This is a genomic window from Robertmurraya sp. GLU-23 (assembly GCF_052983275.1).
This window is the reverse complement of the sequence record NZ_JBRKCV010000002.1, coordinates 230,769-252,430: the sequence shown is the minus strand read 5'-3', so window position 1 is coordinate 252,430 and position 21,662 is coordinate 230,769. Positions and strand designations below refer to the sequence as shown.

Below are 21,662 nucleotides of genomic sequence, written 5' to 3'. Positions count from 1 at the left end.
TGGTGAAAAAGTATGGTAAATCGATGACATTTCTCTTTTCCATACCTTTTTGTCATCATATGTGATGTTCATCCGAATTACAAACATTATGCATAAAATAATTCATTTAGTATGTCTTCATGGCTTCTAACCAGCTTTGCTCCTTGCTGAATAAGATCATTCGTTCCTGTCGAATGCTGACTAAAAATATTTCCTGGCAAGGCAAACACCTCTCGTCCTTCATGAACGGCAAAATTCGCGGTGATTAACGAGCCGCTTTTTCTTTTTGCTTCTATTATAAAAGTGCCTTTTGAAACGCCACTAATAATTCTATTTCTCATTGGAAATTGCCACCGTGAAGGAGTCGTATTAGGGGGATATTCGGAGATCATTAGATGGTTTTTCATAATACTAAGAGCAAGCTTCTGATTCGTTTGTGGATATATATGATAGATACCACCGGCAATGACCGCTATCGTTTTCCCTCCCAACCGAATAGCTGCTTCATGCGCAAGCGTATCAACACCTAAGGCTAATCCGCTAACGATAATAATTCCCTTTTCAATCAGCGGTGGAAATAACCGATCTATTGCTCTTTTTCCATACTCTGTCGCTTGTCTAGAGCCGACGACAGCAAGCTTGGTTTGCTTCCCAAGCAGAGAGATATCTCCCTTAGCATACAATACCCATGGAGGTTGATATGTTTCCTTTAATAATTCAGGATACGCAGAATCAAAGTAAGTAATAATCTCAATATCATTTTGTTGATAATGGCGTATTTGTTCCAGTAAAGCTGGTGAATGAAGATCTTCGATTAAAGGTTGAATGATAGATGATGGGATTTCATGGAATTGATAGAGGAAAGTTGGGGAATATAATTCTTTCAACTCGGGATCATTTTTTAAAATATAGTAAACCATTTTCCAGCCTATGCCACGACAATGAAGCAAATGGCACAGTCGCAATGAAAAAGATTCCAAAATAAATACCTCCTTTATAAATAGTATTTTAATAATATCATAAATAGTCCCTCTAAAAAGAGGGACTATTTGAATTTTTAGTGAGTTTTACATTGATCGTAAAGATCTTTTTCTTTTAATACTTTTATTAAAGTTTCACCCATAACTGAAGGTGTATTAGCCACTTGAATTCCGCACTCATTCATCACACGAATCTTTTCATCAGCTGTTCCTTTTCCACCAGAAATAATCGCACCAGCATGGCCCATACGCTTTCCTGGAGGGGCAGTACGACCACCGATGAAACCAACTACCGGCTTAGTCATGTTTGCTTTTACCCACTCTGCTGCTTCTTCTTCAGCAGTTCCACCAATTTCACCGATCATTATTACGGCATAGGTTTCTGGGTCTTCATTAAATGCTTTTAATACATCGATGAAGTTTGTTCCGTTAACAGGGTCCCCACCAATACCAACTGCTGAAGATTGGCCAATACCTGCTTGTGATAATTGGTGAACCGCTTCATACGTAAGGGTTCCAGAACGTGATACCACGCCAACATGGCCCTTTGTATGAATATATCCTGGCATAATACCAATCTTACACTCATCAGGAGTAATAACACCTGGGCAGTTAGGACCAACTAGGCGAGTCTTTTTCCCTTCCATGTAGCGTTTTACTTTTACCATATCTAATACTGGAATATGCTCAGTGATACAAATCGCTAAATCAAGATCAGCATCAACCGCTTCTAAAATGGCATCAGCAGCAAATGGTGCAGGCACGTAAATAACAGAAGCATTCGCTCCAGTAGCTTTTACAGCATCTGCAACCGTGTTAAATACAGGTACACCCTCTACCTCTGTACCACCTTTACCAGGTGTTACCCCAGCAACAATTTGCGTGCCATATTCTAACATTTGTTTTGTATGGAAAAGGGCTGTCGAACCAGTAATCCCTTGAACTATCACTTTAGTATCTTTATTAATAAATACGCTCACGTCAATTCCCCTTCCTTATACTAATGAAACGATTTTTTGTGCGCCGTCAGCCATAGATTCAGCAGCAATAATGTTGATATCTGATTCAGCAAGAATTTTCTTACCAAGTTCAACATTTGTTCCTTCCAAACGAACAACTAAAGGTACGTTTAGACCAACCTGCTTAGCAGCTTCTACAACACCAGTAGCAATAACGTCACACTTCATAATTCCGCCAAAGATATTTACAAAAATACCTTTTACATTTTTATCAGAAAGGATGATTTTGAATGCTTCTGTTACCTTTTCAGCTGTTGCTCCGCCCCCAACATCAAGGAAGTTTGCAGGATCTCCACCGTAATGCTTTACGATGTCCATTGTAGCCATAGCAAGACCAGCACCATTAACCATACAGCCAATGTTTCCGTCTAAAGAAATATAGCTTAGGTCGTATTTGGATGCCTCAATTTCCTTTGCATCTTCCTCGTCAAGGTCACGATACTCTAACACGTCTTTTTGACGGTATAATGCATTTGAATCAAAATTTAACTTTGCGTCTAACGCCATTACATTTCCATCACCTGTTACAACAAGCGGGTTAATTTCGGCGATTGAGCAATCTTTTTCAACAAATGCTTGGTATAAGCCCATCATAAACTTAACTGCTTTATTTACTAATTCTTTTGGAATATTAATATTAAATGCAATACGACGAGCTTGGTAGCCTGTTAACCCAACTACCGGGTCAATCACTTCTTTGAAGATCTTCTCAGGAGTTTTTTCTGCTACCTCCTCGATTTCTGTACCACCTTCTTCTGAAGCCATTAATACAACACGTGAAGTGGCACGGTCTAGTACTAAACCAATATAGTACTCTTTCTTAATGTCACAGCCTTCTTCAATTAATAGGCGCTTTACTTCTTTGCCTTCAGGACCAGTTTGGTGAGTGATGAGTGTTTTTCCGAGAATTTCGCTCGCATATGTACGGACTTCATCCAAGTTTTTGGCAACCTTAACCCCACCTGCTTTTCCACGTCCACCTGCATGGATTTGGGCTTTTACTACACAAACTTGTGTTCCAAGTTCCTTTGCAGCTTCCACCGCTTCTTCAACTGTAAATGCTACCTTCCCATTTGGAACAGCAACCCCGTATTTTCTGAGGATTTCTTTCCCTTGGTACTCATGGATATTCATTTCCCATCCTCCTTTTAATCTTGCTTTTGGCTATTGCAGCAATAAAGATATTCTACACTTTTTCCTGCAATCCTGCCTGCTTTCATTTTTCCCTTTGGTCATTTTATATCTTAAAAAACAAGACTGCGCTTTCATTTTATATAACAACACATACCTTGTCTACTATTTCACACAAAATATTAAATTATTCAGAAATAAAAAAATAAAAGAAGTAGGATTTAAGATTTACTTTTTCCTACTTCTTTATCTGTACGATAAACAAACGCAAACACTTCGGCCACTACTTGATACAGCTCTTCTGGGATGCTGTCATTTATATTTAATTTACTTAGTAACTCAATTAACGTTGGGTCTTCTTGGATTGGAATATTATTCTCTTTTGCCTTCTCTAGAATATTATCAGCTACTATTCCTTTTCCTTTCGCAATCACCTTTGGCGCTTCACTTTTTGTTGCTTCATAACTTAAGGCAACCGCTTCTTTTCTTTTATGTTTTTCAACTATCATATCTTTATATCCACTCCACTATAAGATGAGGTCAATGGACTAGAAATGCTTGCTTTTCTCGTTTTAACAGCAACTCTATCAGCCTGGGTTTGAAAGCTAACATTCGAAAGCTGGTAATCTAGCTTTTGTAAGCTATCTTTTAAACTTGCTAAATAGGGGGAAGAAAGTTGTTTAATATTTTCATGATCATTGATAATTGTAATTTTCATGATTCGATTCTGAATTTGCATATCGATGATCGTCTCATTCATGTTCTCTAAATCTAAGTAAAAGAGGACACGACAATAGCTTGGATCAATCTTCCCATTGGCGTCCTTTCTACCATTCCACTGAATAGTAAGATCAGTTTGCTTATTCATTAAAGCAAGTGGAATCTGAATGACAATTTGCTGGACTGGAGTTGTATCCGACGACATGAGTTGTATCCCTGTTAACCGGTTCAATAAAGCTTCTGCTGAATCCTTTACCTTGGTCGGAATATCTTCATTTAATAATTGAATCAATAATGATTTCACGTTCTCCACTTTTGAACCTTCATCTGATACTTTTCCCTTTATCATATCAAATGACTCAGATTCATGAGAAAGTCCTAGCGTTTGTATGCCTGATTTTAACAATGATTTAAATTCTTCTACTGGCTCACTTTCTACCTGTGAAAGTACCGTTTGCAACTGCTGTGTCACTTCTTTATTAAAAGCTTTATTAGCGTCTATTCCATCCTTACTCACTAGGGAGGAAACTCCTTCGTCAAATGTGGCCGAATCCATATTTGGTGATAACAAGTTGAACAGTTGCTTTATCGTTTGATTGTTTACACTAGAATCCTTGAGGATCCCACCGATCCAGTTTTTCAATACTGTTGATACATCTTTTGTATTTCCTGCTGCTATCAGTGCCGAAACTTGTTTTGCCGTTGAATCCATTCCAGGTAACTGAACCTGTTCTTTGCCTGCTGAAAGTCCTGTTAGCCTTTTAGCAGCTTGATGCAAGATGTTTTGTTCATCCTCAATAGGTAGGAAACCCATTTGCTGCAACGCTTTCAATGACTGTTGTGAGGCGAACGGGTCCTTCGCCTGAGTCCACCCTCTAACAATCTCTTTTAGCACTTGAGCAGAAAGCTTTTCTTTCCCTGTTTGAATATACGGTTCTATCGCCTCTTTTAAACGTCCCCCTGTTTGTGGCAGGGTACCTAGAGCGTCTAGCTCATTTTTGAGAGATGTTATGACCGCATGAAACGGAGGGCTTTTTATCGTCGATCTCATTGCCTCAAACGTCGCCTTTGTTAAAGGTAGTTCCCGACTGATCAACTGCTTAATTGCCTCCAAGTCCTCCTTCGTCATCGTTTTCCCTTGAAATAAGCTGTTTGCCATAGAAATGGATTCTTTTGTGATAGGAAGCTGCTCACTAAGAAAAAAACGTAATATCGCGGAACTCGTTTTTGTTTCAGGGATGGAGAACTGCTTTAATAGTCCTTCTAAATTGGTATTCCCTGTCCCTTTTCCTTCCGTAAGTACCTTAAGATGAACCTGTCCTTCTCCTTGTTGTACTTGAAACCAATATCGTTCCCCTGCTGTAAGCGGGATTTCTAACTGTGCGATTACCTTTTGAGAACCCACTTGTACTTCTGCAGTTTGATTAGGAAAAAGCTTCAATACCTTTCCTTGAAATACTTGTCCAGCCCGAAAATTTTGTTTGTTTCCCTCTATAGAGTTCGGCCGATTAACTATTGTTTGAACAAGATCGGCTTGTATCAAGTGAGTTCCTCCTCTCTAGTTTATCGATTGTTTAACTCTTTAACAGGTGCGAACGATCTTCTGTGATGCGGAGTGGCACCATAAAGTTGTAACGCTTCAACATGTTCCTTTGTTCCGTACCCCATATTTTGTTCAAATCGGTATTCTGGGTAACTTAAGGCAATTTCTTTCATCATTCGATCTCTTGTGACTTTTGCAACAATGCTAGCAGCAGCAATAGAAATGCTTTTGCTATCCCCTTTAATAATGGCTTCAGATGGGACTGGGGCCGTTAGCTTCATGGCATCAACTAATAGGAAATCAGGACTGATATGTAATTCATTTAAGGCCGCATACATCGCCTTTTTAGTTGCCTCATAAATATTGATTTCATCAATTTCCTTTGCTTCAATAATTCCCACACCGATGGAGACAGCAGCTGTACGGATTAATTCATAAAGCTCCTCACGCTTGGTTTCCGTCAATTTTTTTGAATCATCAATTCCTAAAATTTCAAAGTCGTCTGGTAAAATAACTGCCGCAGCAACGACTGGACCTGCAAGCGGGCCCCTTCCAACCTCATCGATTCCAGCGATATAAGCAAAACCTTGACTTTTGTATAATCTCTCATATTCACTCATTGTGATTAACTTAAGCCTCGCCTGCTCGAGCAACGCTTTTTTTTGCATCCACTTCTTTACTAATTGCTGTACGCCCTTTCTACTATCTTTTTGAATATCAATAAGAAAAGGGTCTCTTTCATCCTCAACGGTTTCTATCTTTGTTTGAATTTCATCAATCGTTAATCTGTTCAAAACAAGTACGTCCCTTCACTACTTATATCTTTTATATCGGTATATTATAAAAAAAATAAAGCCTTCTTCGAAAAGAAGGCTTCCCATTTACTCTTCTAAATTACTTGTAACAAGGTCTGATGGTCTTTCTAGCGTAATAGGACCAAATAGCTCAGAGCGAAACTCTCGGATAACTAATTCAGCTACCTTGTCATAATCTACCTCGCCACCGCCCATGAGACAGCCTCTACGCTTTCCAATTTGATCGAAGAAGTCCACTATATCCTCAGGGATATATTCAAGCTGAAAACGTTCCTTCAAGCGCTCTGGATATTCACGTTCTAAGAAACGAAGTGCATATACACATATATCCTGCAAATTAAGAATTGTATCTTTTATGGCCCCTGTTAGAGCAAGCTTTGATCCTACTTCTTGATCCTCGAATTTTGGCCATAATATACCCGGTGTATCTAAGAGTTCTAACTCTTTGCCTACTTTGATCCACTGTTGGGCTTTTGTTACACCTGGTGTATTCCCAGTCTTTGCAATGTTCTTTTTCGCTAGTCGATTGATAAGCGTCGATTTCCCTGCATTTGGAATCCCGACAATCATTGCTCGAATCGCTCTTGGTCTCACAACACCTTTTGCTTTCATACGATCAAATTTTTCTTTTAAAATTAATTCGGATGCGGAGACTATTTCTTTCATCCCCACTCCAGCCTGAGAATTAATCGCCAGTGCCTTTATTCCTTTTTTGTCAAAAAACTGAATCCAGTCTTTTGTAATCCTTGGATCTGCCATATCCGCCTTATTTAGCAGCACTAACCTTGGCTTGTGCTGAATAATTTCATCTATCATTGGATTTCTAGAAGAATACGGTATTCTTGCATCCACTAATTCGAATATGATGTCAACAAGTTTTAGCTTCTCCGTGACCTGCCTTCGTGCTTTTGCCATATGCCCCGGAAACCATTGAATCGTCATGGGTGCATCCCTCCTTCTATTTCACTATTTTCACGTCTTCAATCGGCCAGTAAATCACGCTCGTATTTCCTAGAACCTTCTCCATTGGGACGGTTCCAATATGACGACTATCTTTACTGAATCTTCGGTTATCTCCCATCACAAATAAGTGTCCATCAGGCACGGTTTCTTGTCCGATAATTTCTTCTAATGTAAAGGGCTCAGTTAAAGGACCATCTACTACTTGCTTTTTAAATTCATCTAGGTACGGCTCCTCATAAGCTTTCCCATTTACATAAAGTGTATCATCCTTGTATTCAATTTTATCTCCTGGTAAACCAATCACTCTTTTTATGTAGTCTTTATTTTCAGGGGCATGGAACACGATAATATCAAAGCGTTCTGGTTCCCCAATTTGATAGCTAAATTTATTCACAATCATACGGTCTTGATCTTGTAATGTCGGCATCATGGATAACCCGTCCACGACTATCGGTGCAAATAAGAAATAACGAATAATTGCTGCTAATAACACCGCAATGATTAGTGCCTTTGTCCATTCCCATAGTTCATTTTTGCTCTTTGCCATAACGCATCCCACCAATCACTGTTCTTTTCATTTACCTCTCGCCGTTCAGCTTTATTTTACAGTATCGGTATTTATTATACACGTAATAACTCCTAGATAGACTACGAAAAAGGAGCTTGTATGACAAGCTCCTTTCGCATTTGTCCAGCAACTGTCCATTTATCATGAAACGGTCGCTTTTCTTTTTTATCGGATTTCTTTAATACGAGCCTTTTTACCACGTAGGTTACGTAGGTAATAAAGTTTCGCACGGCGTACTTTACCGCGACGGATCACTTCAAGCTTCGCAATTTTTGGTGTGTGTACTGGGAATGTACGCTCAACACCTACACCATAAGAAACTTTACGTACTGTGAAAGTTTCGCTAATTCCACCACCACGACGCTTAATCACAACACCTTCATACACCTGAACACGCTCACGAGTACCCTCGATAACTTTAACGTGTACACGTACAGTATCACCAGGACGGAAAGCAGGAAGATCAGCGCGAAGTTGTTCTTTTGTGATTTCTTCGATTAATTTTTGCATCGTTTTCAACTCCTTCCAACAGACGCTCATGCATTACTGAAGCATATACTGATTGCAGCGGAACATCGTTATAAGACTGAACTATTTGTCACAGTCACAAAAAATATCATAACATATATATTAATGAACTTCAATACTATTTCTTTTGATTTTCAAACTCTAGCAACCATTTTTTCTGCTTTTCTGTAAGGTCAAATGTCTCTAATAAATCTGGACGTCTTTCAAACGTCCGCTTAAGAGACTCTTTCTCTCTCCATTCATCTATTAAGCGATGATTTCCTGACGTTAATACTTCTGGAACTTTTAACCCGCGAAAATCAGCTGGTCTCGTATAATGAGGATGCTCTAATAAACCTGTACTAAAAGAATCTTGTAAATGGGACTCTTCTTTCCCTAGTACGTTCGGAAGCAGACGAACTACACTATCAATAATAACCATGGCACCAAGCTCTCCACCCGTTAATACAAAATCACCAATTGAGATTTCATCTGTCACCACATGCTGCCTAATGCGCTCGTCATATCCTTCGTAATGGCCGCACACAAAGATAAGATGCTCTTCCTTTGATAGCTCCTCCGCCTTCTTCTGGTTATAACGCTCACCTTGTGGACACAGTAACACCACACGTGGTGGCTTTGTCGTTTTGGCGTGTTCTTGACAACTCTTAACGGCATCAAAGATCGGTTGCGGCTTCAAGACCATTCCTGCTCCCCCGCCATAGGGGTAATCATCCACCGTCTGGTGCTTATTATCAGCAAACTCTCGAAAATTGACAATATTGTACCGGACAGACTGTTGTTCCACCGCTTTTTTTAAGATCGATTGTCCTAACACCCCATGGAACATTTCAGGAAACAGGGTTAGTACATCTATGTTCATCATGATAGCAGCCCTTCCATTGGCTCAATTAAAACGATCTTTTCCTTCACATCCACCTTTTTTACAATCTGCTCGATATAAGGAATGAGAATTTCTTTTCCACCTTTGCCCTTTATGACCCATACATCATTTGCTCCAGGTGTTAGGATCTCGCGAATCTTTCCAATTTCTTCCCCTTTTGTAGTGAACACGAGACAGCCAATAATTTGGTGGAAGTAAAATTCGTTTTCCTCTAGCTCACCTTGTTGCTCCTCTGTGATCTTCAGAACTCCACCCTTCATCGGCTCCACATCATTCACATTCGGGTAACCATTAAAGGTTAATAAATCAAATGATTTGTGCTTTCGATGGGACTCAACAGTCAGCTTAATTGGCTCCGTTGAGTTAGGCATAAACAAATAAACGTGATTACCTGGTTTGTACCTTTCATCAGCAAAGTCAGTTTGAGATATCACTCGAACTTCCCCTTTGATCCCATGCGTATTTACAATCTTTCCAACATTAAACCATTTTTCCATATCATCTTCACCTCAAACTACCGAATTTCATCAACGATTCCGTCCTTGATGATAATCGTTTTTTCAGTCTGAATATCCTCCCAAGCGTCACCTACATTTACTTCTACGATTGCTTGGCATTCCTTTTCTTTTAATTCGCTTCCTAAAGGTAGCATATGTAATTGTTCTATTTTAAAATCAAGCAGCTTAATCTTTTCTAATCTTGTATGAATCTCATTTTCGAATCGATTCTTAAATGTGTTCACGGTCATTTTCTTAGATTTTTCAAGCTTCCTCATTTCAAAACGAAGCTGTTCTGATTCCTTCTGAAGTTGGCTTTTCTCAAGTTCAAACTTGCTTAGCAATACTTGTTTGCTAGTTTCCGTTAATACTTGCTTTACCACGACGGTTTGAAGAATGTTCACGGACCGCATCTCCCTTCAGAAATAACTACGAAAAAAGGAGGGTTGTCCCCCTCCTTCTTCAGTAGCATTTATTCAATAATTTCTAGGTAGACTTTCTTCTGCTGTGATGCTCCTGCTGAATAGACAACAGTTCGAATAGCTTTTGCAACACGGCCTTGTTTTCCGATTACTTTCCCCATATCTGTTTTGTGAACAGCTAGCTGATAAGTAATTTTTTCGGCTTCTTCTAGCTCGGTTACACGAACTTCGTCTGGAAGATCAACAAGCGCCTTGACAATGGTTTCGATGAGCTCTCTCATTATCTGCAGATTACTTGCTTAATTTTGCGTTATGGAATTTTTCCATAAGGCCTTGTTTAGAGAACAAGTTACGAACTGTGTCAGATGGCTTCGCGCCGTCTTTTAACCATTTTAAAGCTAATTCTTCGTTGATATCAACGATTGCTGGCTCAGCAACTGGGTTGTAAGTTCCAACTGTTTCAATGAAACGTCCATCACGTGGTGAACGAGAATCTGCTACTACAATACGATAAAAAGGAGATTTTTTTGCTCCCATACGCTTTAAACGAATTTTTACTGCCATTTTAAATAAGCACCTCCGAATAGTTTCACACAAGATAGTATAATATCAATTGTTTTTTAGTTTGTAAAGTCTTTTTTCTTGTCACTATTATTTTCCTGTAATTTCGGCATCAAAAAGGGTTAAACGGAAGCTTAAATCCGCCTTTTTTCTTGCCCTTTGCCTGCATACCAGACATCTGCTTCATCATCTTCTTCATGTCTTCAAATTGCTTTAATAGACGGTTTACCTCCGGTACAGAAGTTCCGCTTCCCTTTGCAATCCGCTTTCTGCGTCCAGCATTAATGATTTCTGGATGAGTTTTTTCTTCCTTTGTCATCGACTGGATGATCGCTTCTACATGAGAAATTTGCTTTTCATCGATTTGCAGATTATTCAGGCCTTTAATTTTGTTCGCACCAGGCATCATCTTTAAGAGTTCATCAAGTGGTCCCATATTACGAACTTGTCCAAGCTGATCTAAAAAGTCATCAAATGTAAACGAAGCTGTACGCATTTTTTGTTCAAGCTCTTTTGCCTTCTCTTCATCGACATTTGCCTGAGCTTTTTCGATTAATGTTAAGACGTCGCCCATTCCAAGGATTCGTGAAGCCATTCGTTCTGGGTGGAACGGCTCAATCGCATCCATTTTCTCCCCTAAACCGATAAATTTAATCGGTGTATTCGTTACGGAGCGGATAGAGAGGGCGGCACCTCCTCGAGTGTCTCCGTCGAGCTTCGTTAAGACGACTCCTGTAAGCCCAAGCTGTTCATTAAAGCTCGAAGCCACATTTACAGCGTCTTGACCAGTCATCGCATCGACAACAAGAAAGATTTCATCAGGGTTTGCGAGTTCTTTAATCTCTTTTAGTTCTCCCATAAGGGCTTCATCGACATGCAAACGACCAGCTGTATCAATTAGAACGTAGTCATGATGGTCCTCTTTCGCCTTTTGAATCGCTTGTTTCGCTATTTCAACCGGACTTACTTGATCACCAAGTGAAAATACCGGCATGCTGAGCTGCTTTCCAAGCGTCTCTAGCTGCTTAATGGCAGCAGGACGATAAATATCGGCCGCAACTAATAACGGGTTGCGGTTATATTTTTTTCGAATCAGGTTGGCAAGCTTTCCAGTGGTCGTCGTTTTCCCGGCCCCTTGCAATCCCACCATCATAATAACGGTTGGGGGACGATTAGAAACAGCAATTTTGCTTTGCTCTCCACCCATCAAGGTTGTCAGTTCTTCTTTAACCACTTTAATTACCTGCTGTCCAGGTGTTAAGCTTTGCATGACTTCCTGACCAACAGCACGCTCGCTTACTTTTTTGACGAACTCTTTTACAACCTTAAAGTTAACGTCCGCCTCTAAAAGTGCTAAGCGCACCTCGCGCATCATTTCTTTAACATCGGCCTCATTGACTTTCCCTTTGCCGCGAATTTTTTGGATCGTATTTTGCAGTCGGTCGGCTAATCCTTCAAATGCCATCTTAGGCCGCCTCCTAATCTAATTTCTCAAGCTGCGCTACTAGCTCTAGCTGTGTGTCATCTGATAAAGAATCCTTTAGCTTTACTAGCAGCTTATTCCGCTCCTGAAATTTATGGAATAATAATAGCTTTTCCTCGTATTCCTCAAGCATCGCTTCTGTTCGTTTAATATTATCATAGACCGCTTGACGACTGACATTGTACTCATCAGCAATTTCGCCTAGCGAATAGTCGTCCAAATAATACAGGGACATATAGCTTTGCTGCTTAGGAGTAAGTAATGACTGATAAAAGTCATACAAATAATTCATCCTATTTGTTTTCTCCAGCATCGCTCATCCCCCTTTGTTAAGTGAAAAGCCTTTACATACTTTAGTTTACACAGAGAGTCGTTTAATGTCAAGGTAGACCATGTGTGTCAAAGAAAAAGCCCGGGTATTTTTAACCCGGGCTTTACTCGTTTACTCTTCTACTTCTTTATCAACTAAGTCTGCAAACAATCCGTACACGTATTGTTCGGCATCAAACTGTTGAAGGTCATCCATTTTTTCACCTAGACCTACAAATTTCACTGGAATTTTCAGCTCATTACGAATGGCTAATACAATTCCACCTTTTGCGGTTCCATCAAGCTTTGTTAACACAATTCCGCTTACATCTGTCGCTTCCTTGAATGTTTTTGCTTGAACCATCGCGTTTTGACCAGTCGTAGCATCAAGAACAAGGAGTACTTCATGAGGGGCACCAGGAATTTCACGTTCAATAACACGCTTTACCTTTTCAAGCTCCTTCATCAGGTTCACTTTGTTTTGAAGTCGTCCAGCTGTGTCGCACAATAGAATATCAGCGTTTCTTGATTTGGCTGCTTGTACAGCATCATACATAACAGCAGCAGGATCGGAGCCAGCACTTTGCTTAATCACTTCCACTCCAACTCTTTCTCCCCATACCTCAAGCTGTTCAATTGCCCCTGCACGGAAGGTGTCTCCCGCAGCTAACAATACTTTTCTACCTTCACTTTTATATTTATGTGCAAGTTTTCCGATTGTCGTTGTTTTTCCGACACCATTTACTCCAACGAACAAAATAACGGTTAGGCCCTCTTGGATATTAATCGTATTAACTTCTTCTTCCTCATCACCCTTATAGATGTCCACAAGCTTTTCAGAGATGACGGCCTGAACGGCTGCTGGGTCTTGAATGTTTTTACGTTTGACTTCCATTTTTAATTCATCAATGAGTTCCATGACGGTATCAAAGCCCACATCAGCCCCAATTAAGATTTCCTCAAGCTCCTCGAAAAAGTCTTCGTCAACTTTCCTGTAGCGAGCAACAAGATCATTAACTTTGCCAGAAAAGTTGTCTCTTGTTTTTGTTAAGCCATCCTTAAACTTTTCGGTTACTGAATCTGTTTGCTTTGTAATTTTTTCTTTTAGCTTTTTAAAAAAACTCAAAACTCACACGTCCTTTACGTTTCAATCAATTCTTTTGTTTCTTCCAATCTAACAGAAACAAGCTTGGAAACCCCCGACTCCTGCATCGTTACACCGTAAAGCACATCCGCTTCTTCCATTGTACCTTTCCGGTGAGTAATAACGATAAACTGCGTTTCGGCGCTGTATCGTTTTAAATATTGGCTAAAACGATAGACATTGGCCTCGTCTAAGGCAGCTTCTACTTCATCAAGAATACAAAATGGTACAGGTCTAACTTTTAAAATGGAGAATAATAGAGCAATTGCTGTTAACGATCGCTCTCCACCGGATAAGAGTCCTAAATTCTGCAGTTTTTTTCCTGGTGGTTGTGCCACGATTTCTACCCCGGTATTCAATAAGTCTTCTGGATTCGTTAACTTTAAGTCTGCTCTCCCTCCGCCAAATAGCGCTTGGAAAACAAATTCAAAATGCGAACGAATTCCGTAGAATGTTTGCTCAAATCGCTTCTTCATTTCTTCGTCCATTTCATCGATGACCTGGAACAATGTATCCTTTGCTTCCTGCAAATCATTTTTCTGCTCGAGCAAGAATTCGTAGCGTTCGGAGACACGCTCATATTCTTCAATTGCACCGATGTTTACGACTCCGAGCTCTTCAATTGCAAGACGAATAAGCTTTACTTTTTTACGAGCCTCCTCAACCGGGAGAACAAGAGGATACTCCTCTTTGGCCGCTTCAAATGACAGTAGGTACTCTTCCCGGAGGTGAGACAATCTGTTTTCTAACTCCACATCGAGACGCCCAAGCTTTACTTCTTCATCCTTAAGCGCAAGCGTTAAACCCTTATGTTGTCTTAAAAGCTCTCTTAATTCAAGCTCAGAGTCCTCTAATGTACTGTGAAGCTTCAATCTTTCTTCACGGCGCGAGGAAATCATAGAGATGGTTTCATTTTTATCTTGCAACTTTTTAGAAGCCTCTTGTTCCAAAAACTGTTCCCCTGAACTACTAGAGTTCATCTCCGTTGATAACAGGGATAGATCTTCTTCATACGTTTCATGTCGTTTCGTATGCTCTAATAGAGATGCTCTATTTGCTTCAAGCTTTTCGGATAACCCGTGATGTTGCTCCATTAGTGCAGCGAGTTTCACCTTCAGTTCCCCAATTTCATTGACCACTGATTCTTTAGAACTATTTTGTAAAGATTTCTTTTCTGATAATGCTTGAATTTGCTTATCAAGTTCGGCTAGTTCATTCGCATATGTTGATAATAATTCCGTTAACTCAACTTTACGTGAAGACAACTGTGTCTGGTCTTGTAAAAATTGAGACATGTCGAGATCATAGATTTTTAACTTTTCATTGATATTTTTTTCTTCAATCTCTATTTCTCTGAGGTCACCCTTTTTCGATTGCTCGAGAAGGCGAAGATCTTCCCCTTGTTTTCGGATATCCTCAAGTATTTGCTCCTGAGTTGTGATAGAGGATTTTAGCTCCTTCACCTGTGCCTCTAGCTCATGTGTTTGAACTTCCATTCCGACTAGTCTACCTTTAAGCTCTTCAAGCTCACCTTTACGACTTAGTAGAGAAGATGTATTTGCCTTTACTGCACCACCAGTCATCGAACCACCTGGGTTTACGATATCCCCATCTGTCGTAACAAATCGACACCGATACTGTAAAAGCTTAGCGAGTTCGTTCGCACCCTTTAAGTCCTTCGTAATGACCACCGTACCTAAAAGATTTGAAAAGATTTCTTCATATTTTTGATCAAACCCAATTAGATCCTTCGCTACTCCTACATATGATGGATGCCCTTTTAATGCCTGAAGCTGACTATTTGAAAGACTCTTCCCTCTTATGACACTAAGAGGCAGGAATGTTGCTCGTCCAAACGAGTTTTGCTTTAAATAAAGTATTGCATTTCTCCCATTTTCCTCATTCGCAACAACTACATGCTGCATCGCAGCACCTAAAGCAGTCTCAATCGCCACTTCATACGATTTCGGAACTTGGATAAGCTCGGCGACAGCCCCTTCAATCCCTGAGAGCCTGCCTTCTCTTGCCTTTAATACTTCCTTAACTCCTTGAAAAAAACCTGAATAGTCATCTTCCATCTCTTCTAGCATATCTTTTCTAGACTTTGCTTTTTGTAAGAATTGATACGCTTGATATAGCTGGGTTTCTTGCTTTTGGTACTTATTCTTCAAGTTCTCTAACTTTTTCTGCTCTTCTCTAAATACATGCACTTGTTCTTCAAGATTTTTTTGAACATCCGCAATACCCGCTTCAATTTCCTGCTTACGGTCCGAAATCCCCTGTCTTTCTTGAAGATACTTTTCGTTATCAGCTTCTAATCTTGTGTTTTTTACACCTTGCTGACCAAGCTGTTTGTCTGTGTTTTGAAGTTCATTCTTACTAGATGCTTGTTTGTTTAGAATTTCAATATAATCACTTTTTAATGACTCGATTCGCTCTTCAATATTCTCACTAAACGATGCGAGAACTTCCTGTTTTTCTTTTAGCAGTTTTTTAAGAGAGAGTACCTCTTCGTTCATACGGTGATAATTTTCCTCTTGCTTGAGTTGAAGCGAGGTTAATTCTTGGATTTTCAGAGAAACTTCTTCGATGCTTTTTCTAAGCTGTTCCTTGTTTTGCGTAGCATTTTTCTTTCTCTCTTTTAGAACCTCTTTTCTACCTTCAACCTTTTCAAGCTCCTCACTCACCCGCAGTAGAACATCCTGTAAATCGGTAATCGATTCATCGAGTGCCGCCATATGATCTCTCATTTCTACAATCCTAGCTTCCTTCGATTGAAGAACGGTAGATAGTTTTAATTCATCTTCTTTATGCTGTTCAAGCTGACTCGTCAGCTTTTCCCACTTTTCATGAAGATCCTCAATTTCGTGCACCGTTACTGCAACTTCTATCTTTTCAAGCTCTTCTTTTTGTTGTAGAAAATCCTTTGCAATCGACGCTTGAATTTTAAGTGGCTCTACTTGCGTCTCTAATTCATGTAAGATATCACTCACACGATTTAAATTATCCTGAGTTTCTGTTAGCTTTGACTCAGCTTTCTTTTTACGATTTTTATATTTTAGAACACCAGCAGCCTCTTCAAAGATCGTTCTTCTTTCTTCGGCCTTGCTGTTTAATATTTCTTCTACTTTTCCTTGGCTAATGATCGAAAACGCTTCTCTCCCTAGTCCAGAGTCCATAAACAAATCAACAATATCTTTTAGTCTGCATGTTTGCTTATTGATCTGAAACTCACTATCTCCAGAGCGATACACACGTCTAGTGACACTTACCTCATTGTAATCAATGGGTAATGCTTGATCTTCATTATCCAACGTCAACGTTACTTCAGCAAAATTCAATGCTTTTCGCGAATCACTACCAGCAAAGATAATATCCTCCATCTTTGAGCCACGAAGCGATTTCGCTGACTGCTCTCCTAACACCCAGCGAATCGCATCGGTGATATTACTTTTTCCGCTTCCATTTGGACCAACCACTGCTGTGACACCCGGGACAAAATCGACCCCAATTCTCTCAGCAAACGACTTGAATCCGACTACATCCAAACGTTTGAGATACACAGCTTTTCCCCCTTTATCTCTACTCCTGTTGTTTTTCTTCTAGCTGTTCTTTTGCTCCATTAAGGTGAGATTTGATCTTTTCTAAAGCCATTTGTGCAGCATGCTGCTCCGCTTCTTTCTTTGATCTCCCTGTACCTTGTCCAAGCTCTTCGTTGTTTAAACAAACCTTTGAGACAAACTCCCTGTTATGGGCCGGTCCTCGCTCTAGTAAAATTTTGTATTCGATTGTACCAATTCCATCTCTTTGTACAAGCTCTTGCAACTGACTTTTAAAATCCATCACATGAGAAAAAGCACCTTCGTTTATTTTAGGAAATACCACTCTTTCTAAAAATCCAATTACAGTGTCAATTCCTTTGTCCAAAAAGAGTGCACCAATAAATGCCTCAAACACATCCGCTAACAGGGCTGGACGCTCACGGCCTCCTGTCATTTCTTCCCCTTTTCCAAGAAGCACTAGCTTCCCAAAAGAAAGTTCGTTTGCAAACCTTACTAAAGAAGGCTCACAAACAACGGCTGCACGCAGCTTCGTTAACTCCCCTTCGCTCATCATCGGATATTTCTTGTAAAGGAATTGTGAAACCGTTAATTCTAATACAGCGTCTCCTAAAAATTCAAGCCTCTCATTATCTTCATAAGGCTTTCTACGATGCTCATTCACATATGATGAATGGGTAAATGCTTGTTTTAATAGCTTCTCATCTGTAAAGTTAATTCCTTGTTCTGCTTGAAATTCTTTAAATAATTTATCATAAGAGCGAAAGCTACGTTTCTCTCTTTCTTTCCCGTACTTGCTCATTTTGCCTCCACCTTGCTAATAGTTTACATACCATATCAAGTTTACGTAAAAGTTCTTAAAAACGCAAAGGAAGATTGAAGGTTTTTCATATTTTATTTACAACAGAAGAAAGCCCCGCATTGCTGCGGAGCTTTTTCATAAGTTCTAACGATTATTGAGTACTTTTTATGTAATTCACAGCGTCACCCACTGTAGAAATCTTTTCAGCATCATCGTCAGAGATTTCCATATCAAACTCGTCCTCTAATTCCATAACTAGTTCTACTACGTCAAGGGAATCAGCACCAAGATCATCCTTGAAAGAAGCTTCAAGAGTCACTTGATTTTCTTCTACTCCAAGTCTGTCAACGATAATCTTCGTTACGCGCTCTAATACATCTGCCATGCTTTTCACCTCCCCTCAAGGGACATTATAGTGTATTTCTAACAATTAATAAATGTTGAATTTTCGGTTACATGACCATTCCGCCGTTTACATGGATAGTTTGTCCCGTAATATAGCGGCTGTCATCAGATGCTAAAAACGCAACTGCATTCGCAATATCCTTCGGTTCACCAAACTTAGCCAGTGGAATCATTTTTAGCATTCCCTCTTTAATCTCATCGGTTAGCTTATCTGTCATATCGGTCGTAATAAAACCAGGTGCTACAGCATTAACCGTGATCCCACGAGGAGCAAGTTCCTTTGCCGTCGTCTTCGTTAAACCGATTACCCCAGCCTTTGCTGCCACATAGTTGGCTTGACCAGCGTTCCCGCTTTCTCCAACAACGGAAGAAATATTAATAATTCTGCCACTCTTCTGCTTCATCATTTGACGAGTAACGGCCTTTGTACAAAGGAACACACCTTTAAGGTTGGTATTAATAACATCGTCCCATTCATCTTCCTTCATACGCATGATTAAGTTATCTCTAGTAATTCCAGCATTATTGACAAGAATATCTAGACTTCCCCAACGCTCAATCGTTTGTTTGACCATCTCTGCTACGGAATCTGCATTAGCAACATCGCATTGAACGGCAAATGCTTCTCTTCCAAGACTTTGAATTTCTTGAACCACTTCATTTGCACGAGCTTCACTTCCAGCGTAGTTAACCGCAACATTTGCGCCCGCTTTTGCTAGTTCAATAGCAATGTCTCTTCCGATTCCACGTGAAGCACCTGTAACAAGTGCCACTTTTCCTAAAAGCTTCATACTGTTCTCTCCTTTAATGCATTAATCGTTGCCAGTAGCGTTTCTTCATCTGAAATTGAATAGGTTTGAACAGAACGTTCCACTTTCTTTACTAATCCAGACAACACTTTCCCAGGTCCAATTTCAACAAATGTATCTACACCAAGTTCAATCATATGCTTTACGCTGTCTTCCCATAACACAGGAGAGTATAGTTGCTCAAGCAATCGCTCTTTAATTTCTTTAGAAGCTGCCATTTCTTGTGCATTCACATTTGCGATGACAGGAACAGTCGCTTCACTGATTGATATTCCGTCTAATACTTCACGTAAACGCCCTGAAGCTGGCTTCATAAGCTGCGAATGAAATGGACCACTAACTTCAAGCGGAAGAACTCGTTTCGCTCCAGCTTCCTTTGCAAACTGAGAAGCAAGTTCCACTCCTTTTCTAGAGCCTGAAATAACGATTTGGCCAGGGCAATTCATATTCGCTAGCCCTACTACCTCTCCTTCAGCCGCTGCTTTTCCTACCGCTTCTGCCAATATATCACGGTCTAGACCTAATACAGCCGCCATCGTACCTTCCCGGTTAGGTACAGCTTCTTCCATAAATTCACCGCGTTTACGAACCGCGTACACTCCATCCTCAAAACCAATCGCTCCAGCAGCTACCAATGCTGTATATTCACCTAAGCTATGTCCAGCCATATAGTCAGCTTTGATCTCAGCTTTCTTGAATTGCTCAAACAACGCAATGGACGTTGTTAAGAGCGCAGGTTGAGTATTAGTTGTTTTCGTTAACTCATCTTGTGGGCCTTCAAAAATAAGATTGGATAGAGAAAAACCTAATTTGTTATCCGCTGATTCAAAAACAGATTGAACTTCCTTGTTTGTCTCTGCAAAGACTTTTCCCATTCCAACTGTCTGTGAACCTTGTCCAGGAAAGATAATCGCTAATTTACCCATAGTTACTCCTCTCTAGCTTCTGTATATTTTGATACCGCGTCTTTAATGGTAGGCGCAACCTTCTTTTCGACCATGTCCCTCGTTTGTCTAATGGCATTGAAAACAGAGTTTGCATCAGATGATCCATGGGCTTTAATAACAGGTGCCTTTAGTCCGAACAATCCTGCACCGCCATACTCCGAATAATCCATCTTTGCTTTTAATTGCATAAGGTCTGGTTTTAGAACAGCCGCTGCTAGCTTCGTCTTTAAAGAGCTATACAAAGTTGTTTTAAGCATTTTGAATACAGACAAAGCCGTTCCTTCAATCGTCTTTAAAACCATATTGCCAGTGAATCCATCGGTGACCACTACATCTGCCACACCATCTAGCAAATCCCTTGCTTCCACGTTTCCAATAAAGTTAACAGGAGCTTCCTTTAGAAGATCATAAGCAAGCTTGGATAACTCATTTCCCTTTTTCTCTTCTGTTCCGATATTCAAAAGCCCGACTCTTGGATTCTTTACCCCTCTTACATTTTCAGCATAGATGGAACCCATGATGGCATTTTGCAATAAGTGCTCAGGCTTTGCATCTACATTTGCACCAACATCAAGCAAAAGAAACCCTTCTCCACCAATCGTCGGTAGAGTAGGAGCTAATGCTGGTCTTTCAATCCCTTCAATACGTCCTACTACGAACAAACCTGTCGCCATTAAGGCACCTGTATTACCAGCAGAAATGCAACCATCTGCCTCACCGTCAGCAACTAGTTTTGCAGCAAGAACCATGGATGAATTCTTCTTCCTTCTTACCGCTTTTACAGGCTCATCAGTGCCTAAAATAACCTCTTCTGTATGTAAAATCGTTATTCTGTCGTGTGTTATGAGATGCTCCTTAATTTTTGCTTCATCACCGACTAGACATATATGTAAATCATCAAATGCTTGAACGGCCTTTATCGCTCCTAGAACGATTTCTTTTGGAGCATGGTCGCCGCCCATTGCATCAAGGGCCAATTTCATTGTTATTCATTCCTTATGTCATTTTTTATAGCGATACATTTCAAATTCACCAGTAAATACTAGTTCATTATTCACAAAACTTTTGACTTCCACAAGAGTTCTACCTTTTTCTTCATCAATTCGTAACACTTTCGCTTTTGCTATGACACGTTCATTTTCCTTAACTAATCTGGTAAATTGGATATTTGCCTTTGCTGTTAAAGCCAGTTCATCGTTGATTACTGCAACCGCTAATGAATTAGCCTGAGCAAAAACGTGGTGACCCCTTGCGATTTGGTTTCTCTTAAACACATGTTCATGCTTGACATCAAAAATAGAAATAGCTGTTTGGTCAAGCTCAATATCAATAATTTCACCAATCACTTCATCAATTGGTAAAGAACGTACTTCATCGTCGAACCGCTTTTCAGCGACATTCTTTATTCTTTCCCGTAGCTCAGGAATCGATAACTCTAACCGATCTAACCGGATGGTTTGTACGCTAACCGTAAATTGTTCAGCAAGCTCCTCATCGGTAATAAACGGGTTTTCTTTTATTGTTTCTATTAAAAGTCGTTGACGTTCTTTTTTGCTTTTTCTCATATGTAAAACACCGTCCGAAGTATTAAGAC

Annotated in this window: 25 protein-coding genes; all 25 read right to left on the bottom strand. The window is 40.0% G+C overall.

The window, feature by feature from the left end; all coding sequences use genetic code 11:
• Positions 1-86 precede the first annotated feature (86 nt).
• Complete coding sequence (gene dprA / locus ACVBAX_RS05605; RefSeq protein ID WP_447116488.1) at positions 87-899, bottom strand: DNA-processing protein DprA; 813 nt, start codon at positions 897-899, stop codon at positions 87-89.
• Positions 874-945 (bottom strand): hypothetical protein, encoded by a 72-nt coding sequence (locus ACVBAX_RS05600; RefSeq protein ID WP_447116487.1) that lies wholly within the window; start codon positions 943-945, stop codon positions 874-876. Before ACVBAX_RS05600 ends, dprA begins: the two co-directional genes overlap by 26 nt.
• A 91-nt stretch (positions 946-1,036) precedes the next feature.
• On the bottom strand, positions 1,037-1,939 hold the full coding sequence (sucD, locus tag ACVBAX_RS05595) for a succinate--CoA ligase subunit alpha (protein ID WP_447116188.1): 903 nt from the start codon (positions 1,937-1,939) through the stop codon (positions 1,037-1,039).
• A 15-nt stretch (positions 1,940-1,954) separates the two neighbouring features.
• Positions 1,955-3,112, bottom strand: coding sequence for an ADP-forming succinate--CoA ligase subunit beta (sucC, locus tag ACVBAX_RS05590; protein ID WP_430773897.1), 1,158 nt, complete (start codon positions 3,110-3,112; stop codon positions 1,955-1,957).
• A gap of 218 nt (positions 3,113-3,330) precedes the next feature.
• A complete protein-coding gene (locus ACVBAX_RS05585; protein WP_430773896.1) occupies positions 3,331-3,618 on the bottom strand; it encodes a FlhB-like flagellar biosynthesis protein in 288 nt (95 codons plus the stop codon).
• Positions 3,615-5,372, bottom strand: coding sequence for a hypothetical protein (locus ACVBAX_RS05580; protein WP_447116187.1), 1,758 nt, complete (start codon positions 5,370-5,372; stop codon positions 3,615-3,617). Before ACVBAX_RS05580 ends, ACVBAX_RS05585 begins: the two co-directional genes overlap by 4 nt.
• A gap of 20 nt (positions 5,373-5,392) precedes the next feature.
• Entirely contained in the window at positions 5,393-6,166 is a 774-nt protein-coding gene (locus ACVBAX_RS05575) for a ribonuclease HII (RefSeq protein ID WP_447116186.1), read from the bottom strand.
• Positions 6,167-6,253: 87 nt separating this feature from the next.
• Entirely contained in the window at positions 6,254-7,129 is an 876-nt protein-coding gene (gene ylqF, locus ACVBAX_RS05570) for a ribosome biogenesis GTPase YlqF (protein WP_430773893.1), read from the bottom strand.
• 16 nt (positions 7,130-7,145) lie between these two features.
• Complete coding sequence (lepB, locus tag ACVBAX_RS05565) at positions 7,146-7,697, bottom strand: signal peptidase I (RefSeq protein WP_430773892.1); 552 nt, start codon at positions 7,695-7,697, stop codon at positions 7,146-7,148.
• 186 nt (positions 7,698-7,883) lie between these two features.
• Positions 7,884-8,228, bottom strand: a complete 345-nt coding sequence (gene rplS / locus ACVBAX_RS05560; RefSeq protein ID WP_430773891.1) for a 50S ribosomal protein L19 — start codon at positions 8,226-8,228, stop codon at positions 7,884-7,886.
• Positions 8,229-8,364: 136 nt separating this feature from the next.
• Positions 8,365-9,111 carry a tRNA (guanosine(37)-N1)-methyltransferase TrmD gene (gene trmD / locus ACVBAX_RS05555; protein ID WP_447116185.1) on the bottom strand — a complete coding sequence of 249 codons (747 nt, stop codon included), beginning with the start codon at positions 9,109-9,111 and terminating at the stop codon, positions 8,365-8,367.
• Positions 9,108-9,626: a ribosome maturation factor RimM gene (gene rimM / locus ACVBAX_RS05550; RefSeq protein ID WP_447116184.1), complete on the bottom strand. Its 519-nt coding sequence runs from the start codon at positions 9,624-9,626 to the stop codon at positions 9,108-9,110. The genes trmD and rimM overlap by 4 nt, the downstream gene beginning before the upstream one ends.
• A 17-nt stretch (positions 9,627-9,643) precedes the next feature.
• Entirely contained in the window at positions 9,644-10,030 is a 387-nt protein-coding gene (locus ACVBAX_RS05545) for a YlqD family protein (protein ID WP_430773888.1), read from the bottom strand.
• 68 nt (positions 10,031-10,098) lie between these two features.
• Positions 10,099-10,329, bottom strand: a complete 231-nt coding sequence (locus tag ACVBAX_RS05540) for a KH domain-containing protein (RefSeq protein WP_430773887.1) — start codon at positions 10,327-10,329, stop codon at positions 10,099-10,101.
• A 10-nt stretch (positions 10,330-10,339) separates the two neighbouring features.
• The gene (gene rpsP / locus ACVBAX_RS05535) at positions 10,340-10,612 is read right to left on the bottom strand and encodes a 30S ribosomal protein S16 (protein ID WP_447116183.1); all 273 of its coding nucleotides are present in this window, start codon (positions 10,610-10,612) and stop codon (positions 10,340-10,342) included.
• Between the two features lie 109 nt (positions 10,613-10,721).
• On the bottom strand, positions 10,722-12,074 hold the full coding sequence (gene ffh / locus ACVBAX_RS05530) for a signal recognition particle protein (protein ID WP_430773886.1): 1,353 nt from the start codon (positions 12,072-12,074) through the stop codon (positions 10,722-10,724).
• Between the two features lie 13 nt (positions 12,075-12,087).
• Positions 12,088-12,405: a putative DNA-binding protein gene (locus ACVBAX_RS05525; protein ID WP_447116182.1), complete on the bottom strand. Its 318-nt coding sequence runs from the start codon at positions 12,403-12,405 to the stop codon at positions 12,088-12,090.
• 129 nt (positions 12,406-12,534) lie between these two features.
• Complete coding sequence (ftsY, locus tag ACVBAX_RS05520; protein ID WP_430773884.1) at positions 12,535-13,527, bottom strand: signal recognition particle-docking protein FtsY; 993 nt, start codon at positions 13,525-13,527, stop codon at positions 12,535-12,537.
• A gap of 14 nt (positions 13,528-13,541) precedes the next feature.
• Positions 13,542-17,108: a chromosome segregation protein SMC gene (smc, locus tag ACVBAX_RS05515; protein WP_447116181.1), complete on the bottom strand. Its 3,567-nt coding sequence runs from the start codon at positions 17,106-17,108 to the stop codon at positions 13,542-13,544.
• A gap of 19 nt (positions 17,109-17,127) precedes the next feature.
• Positions 17,128-17,907, bottom strand: coding sequence for a ribonuclease III (gene rnc, locus ACVBAX_RS05510; protein ID WP_251515796.1), 780 nt, complete (start codon positions 17,905-17,907; stop codon positions 17,128-17,130).
• Positions 17,908-18,058: 151 nt separating this feature from the next.
• Positions 18,059-18,292, bottom strand: coding sequence for an acyl carrier protein (locus ACVBAX_RS05505; protein ID WP_119707510.1), 234 nt, complete (start codon positions 18,290-18,292; stop codon positions 18,059-18,061).
• Positions 18,293-18,359: 67 nt separating this feature from the next.
• On the bottom strand, positions 18,360-19,103 hold the full coding sequence (gene fabG / locus ACVBAX_RS05500) for a 3-oxoacyl-[acyl-carrier-protein] reductase (RefSeq protein ID WP_447116180.1): 744 nt from the start codon (positions 19,101-19,103) through the stop codon (positions 18,360-18,362).
• The gene (gene fabD, locus ACVBAX_RS05495; RefSeq protein WP_447116179.1) at positions 19,100-20,047 is read right to left on the bottom strand and encodes an ACP S-malonyltransferase; all 948 of its coding nucleotides are present in this window, start codon (positions 20,045-20,047) and stop codon (positions 19,100-19,102) included. The genes fabG and fabD overlap by 4 nt, the downstream gene beginning before the upstream one ends.
• 2 nt (positions 20,048-20,049) lie before the next feature.
• Entirely contained in the window at positions 20,050-21,051 is a 1,002-nt protein-coding gene (gene plsX / locus ACVBAX_RS05490; protein ID WP_447116178.1) for a phosphate acyltransferase PlsX, read from the bottom strand.
• 18 nt (positions 21,052-21,069) lie between these two features.
• On the bottom strand, positions 21,070-21,633 hold the full coding sequence (gene fapR / locus ACVBAX_RS05485) for a transcription factor FapR (RefSeq protein WP_447116177.1): 564 nt from the start codon (positions 21,631-21,633) through the stop codon (positions 21,070-21,072).
• Positions 21,634-21,662 lie beyond the last annotated feature (29 nt).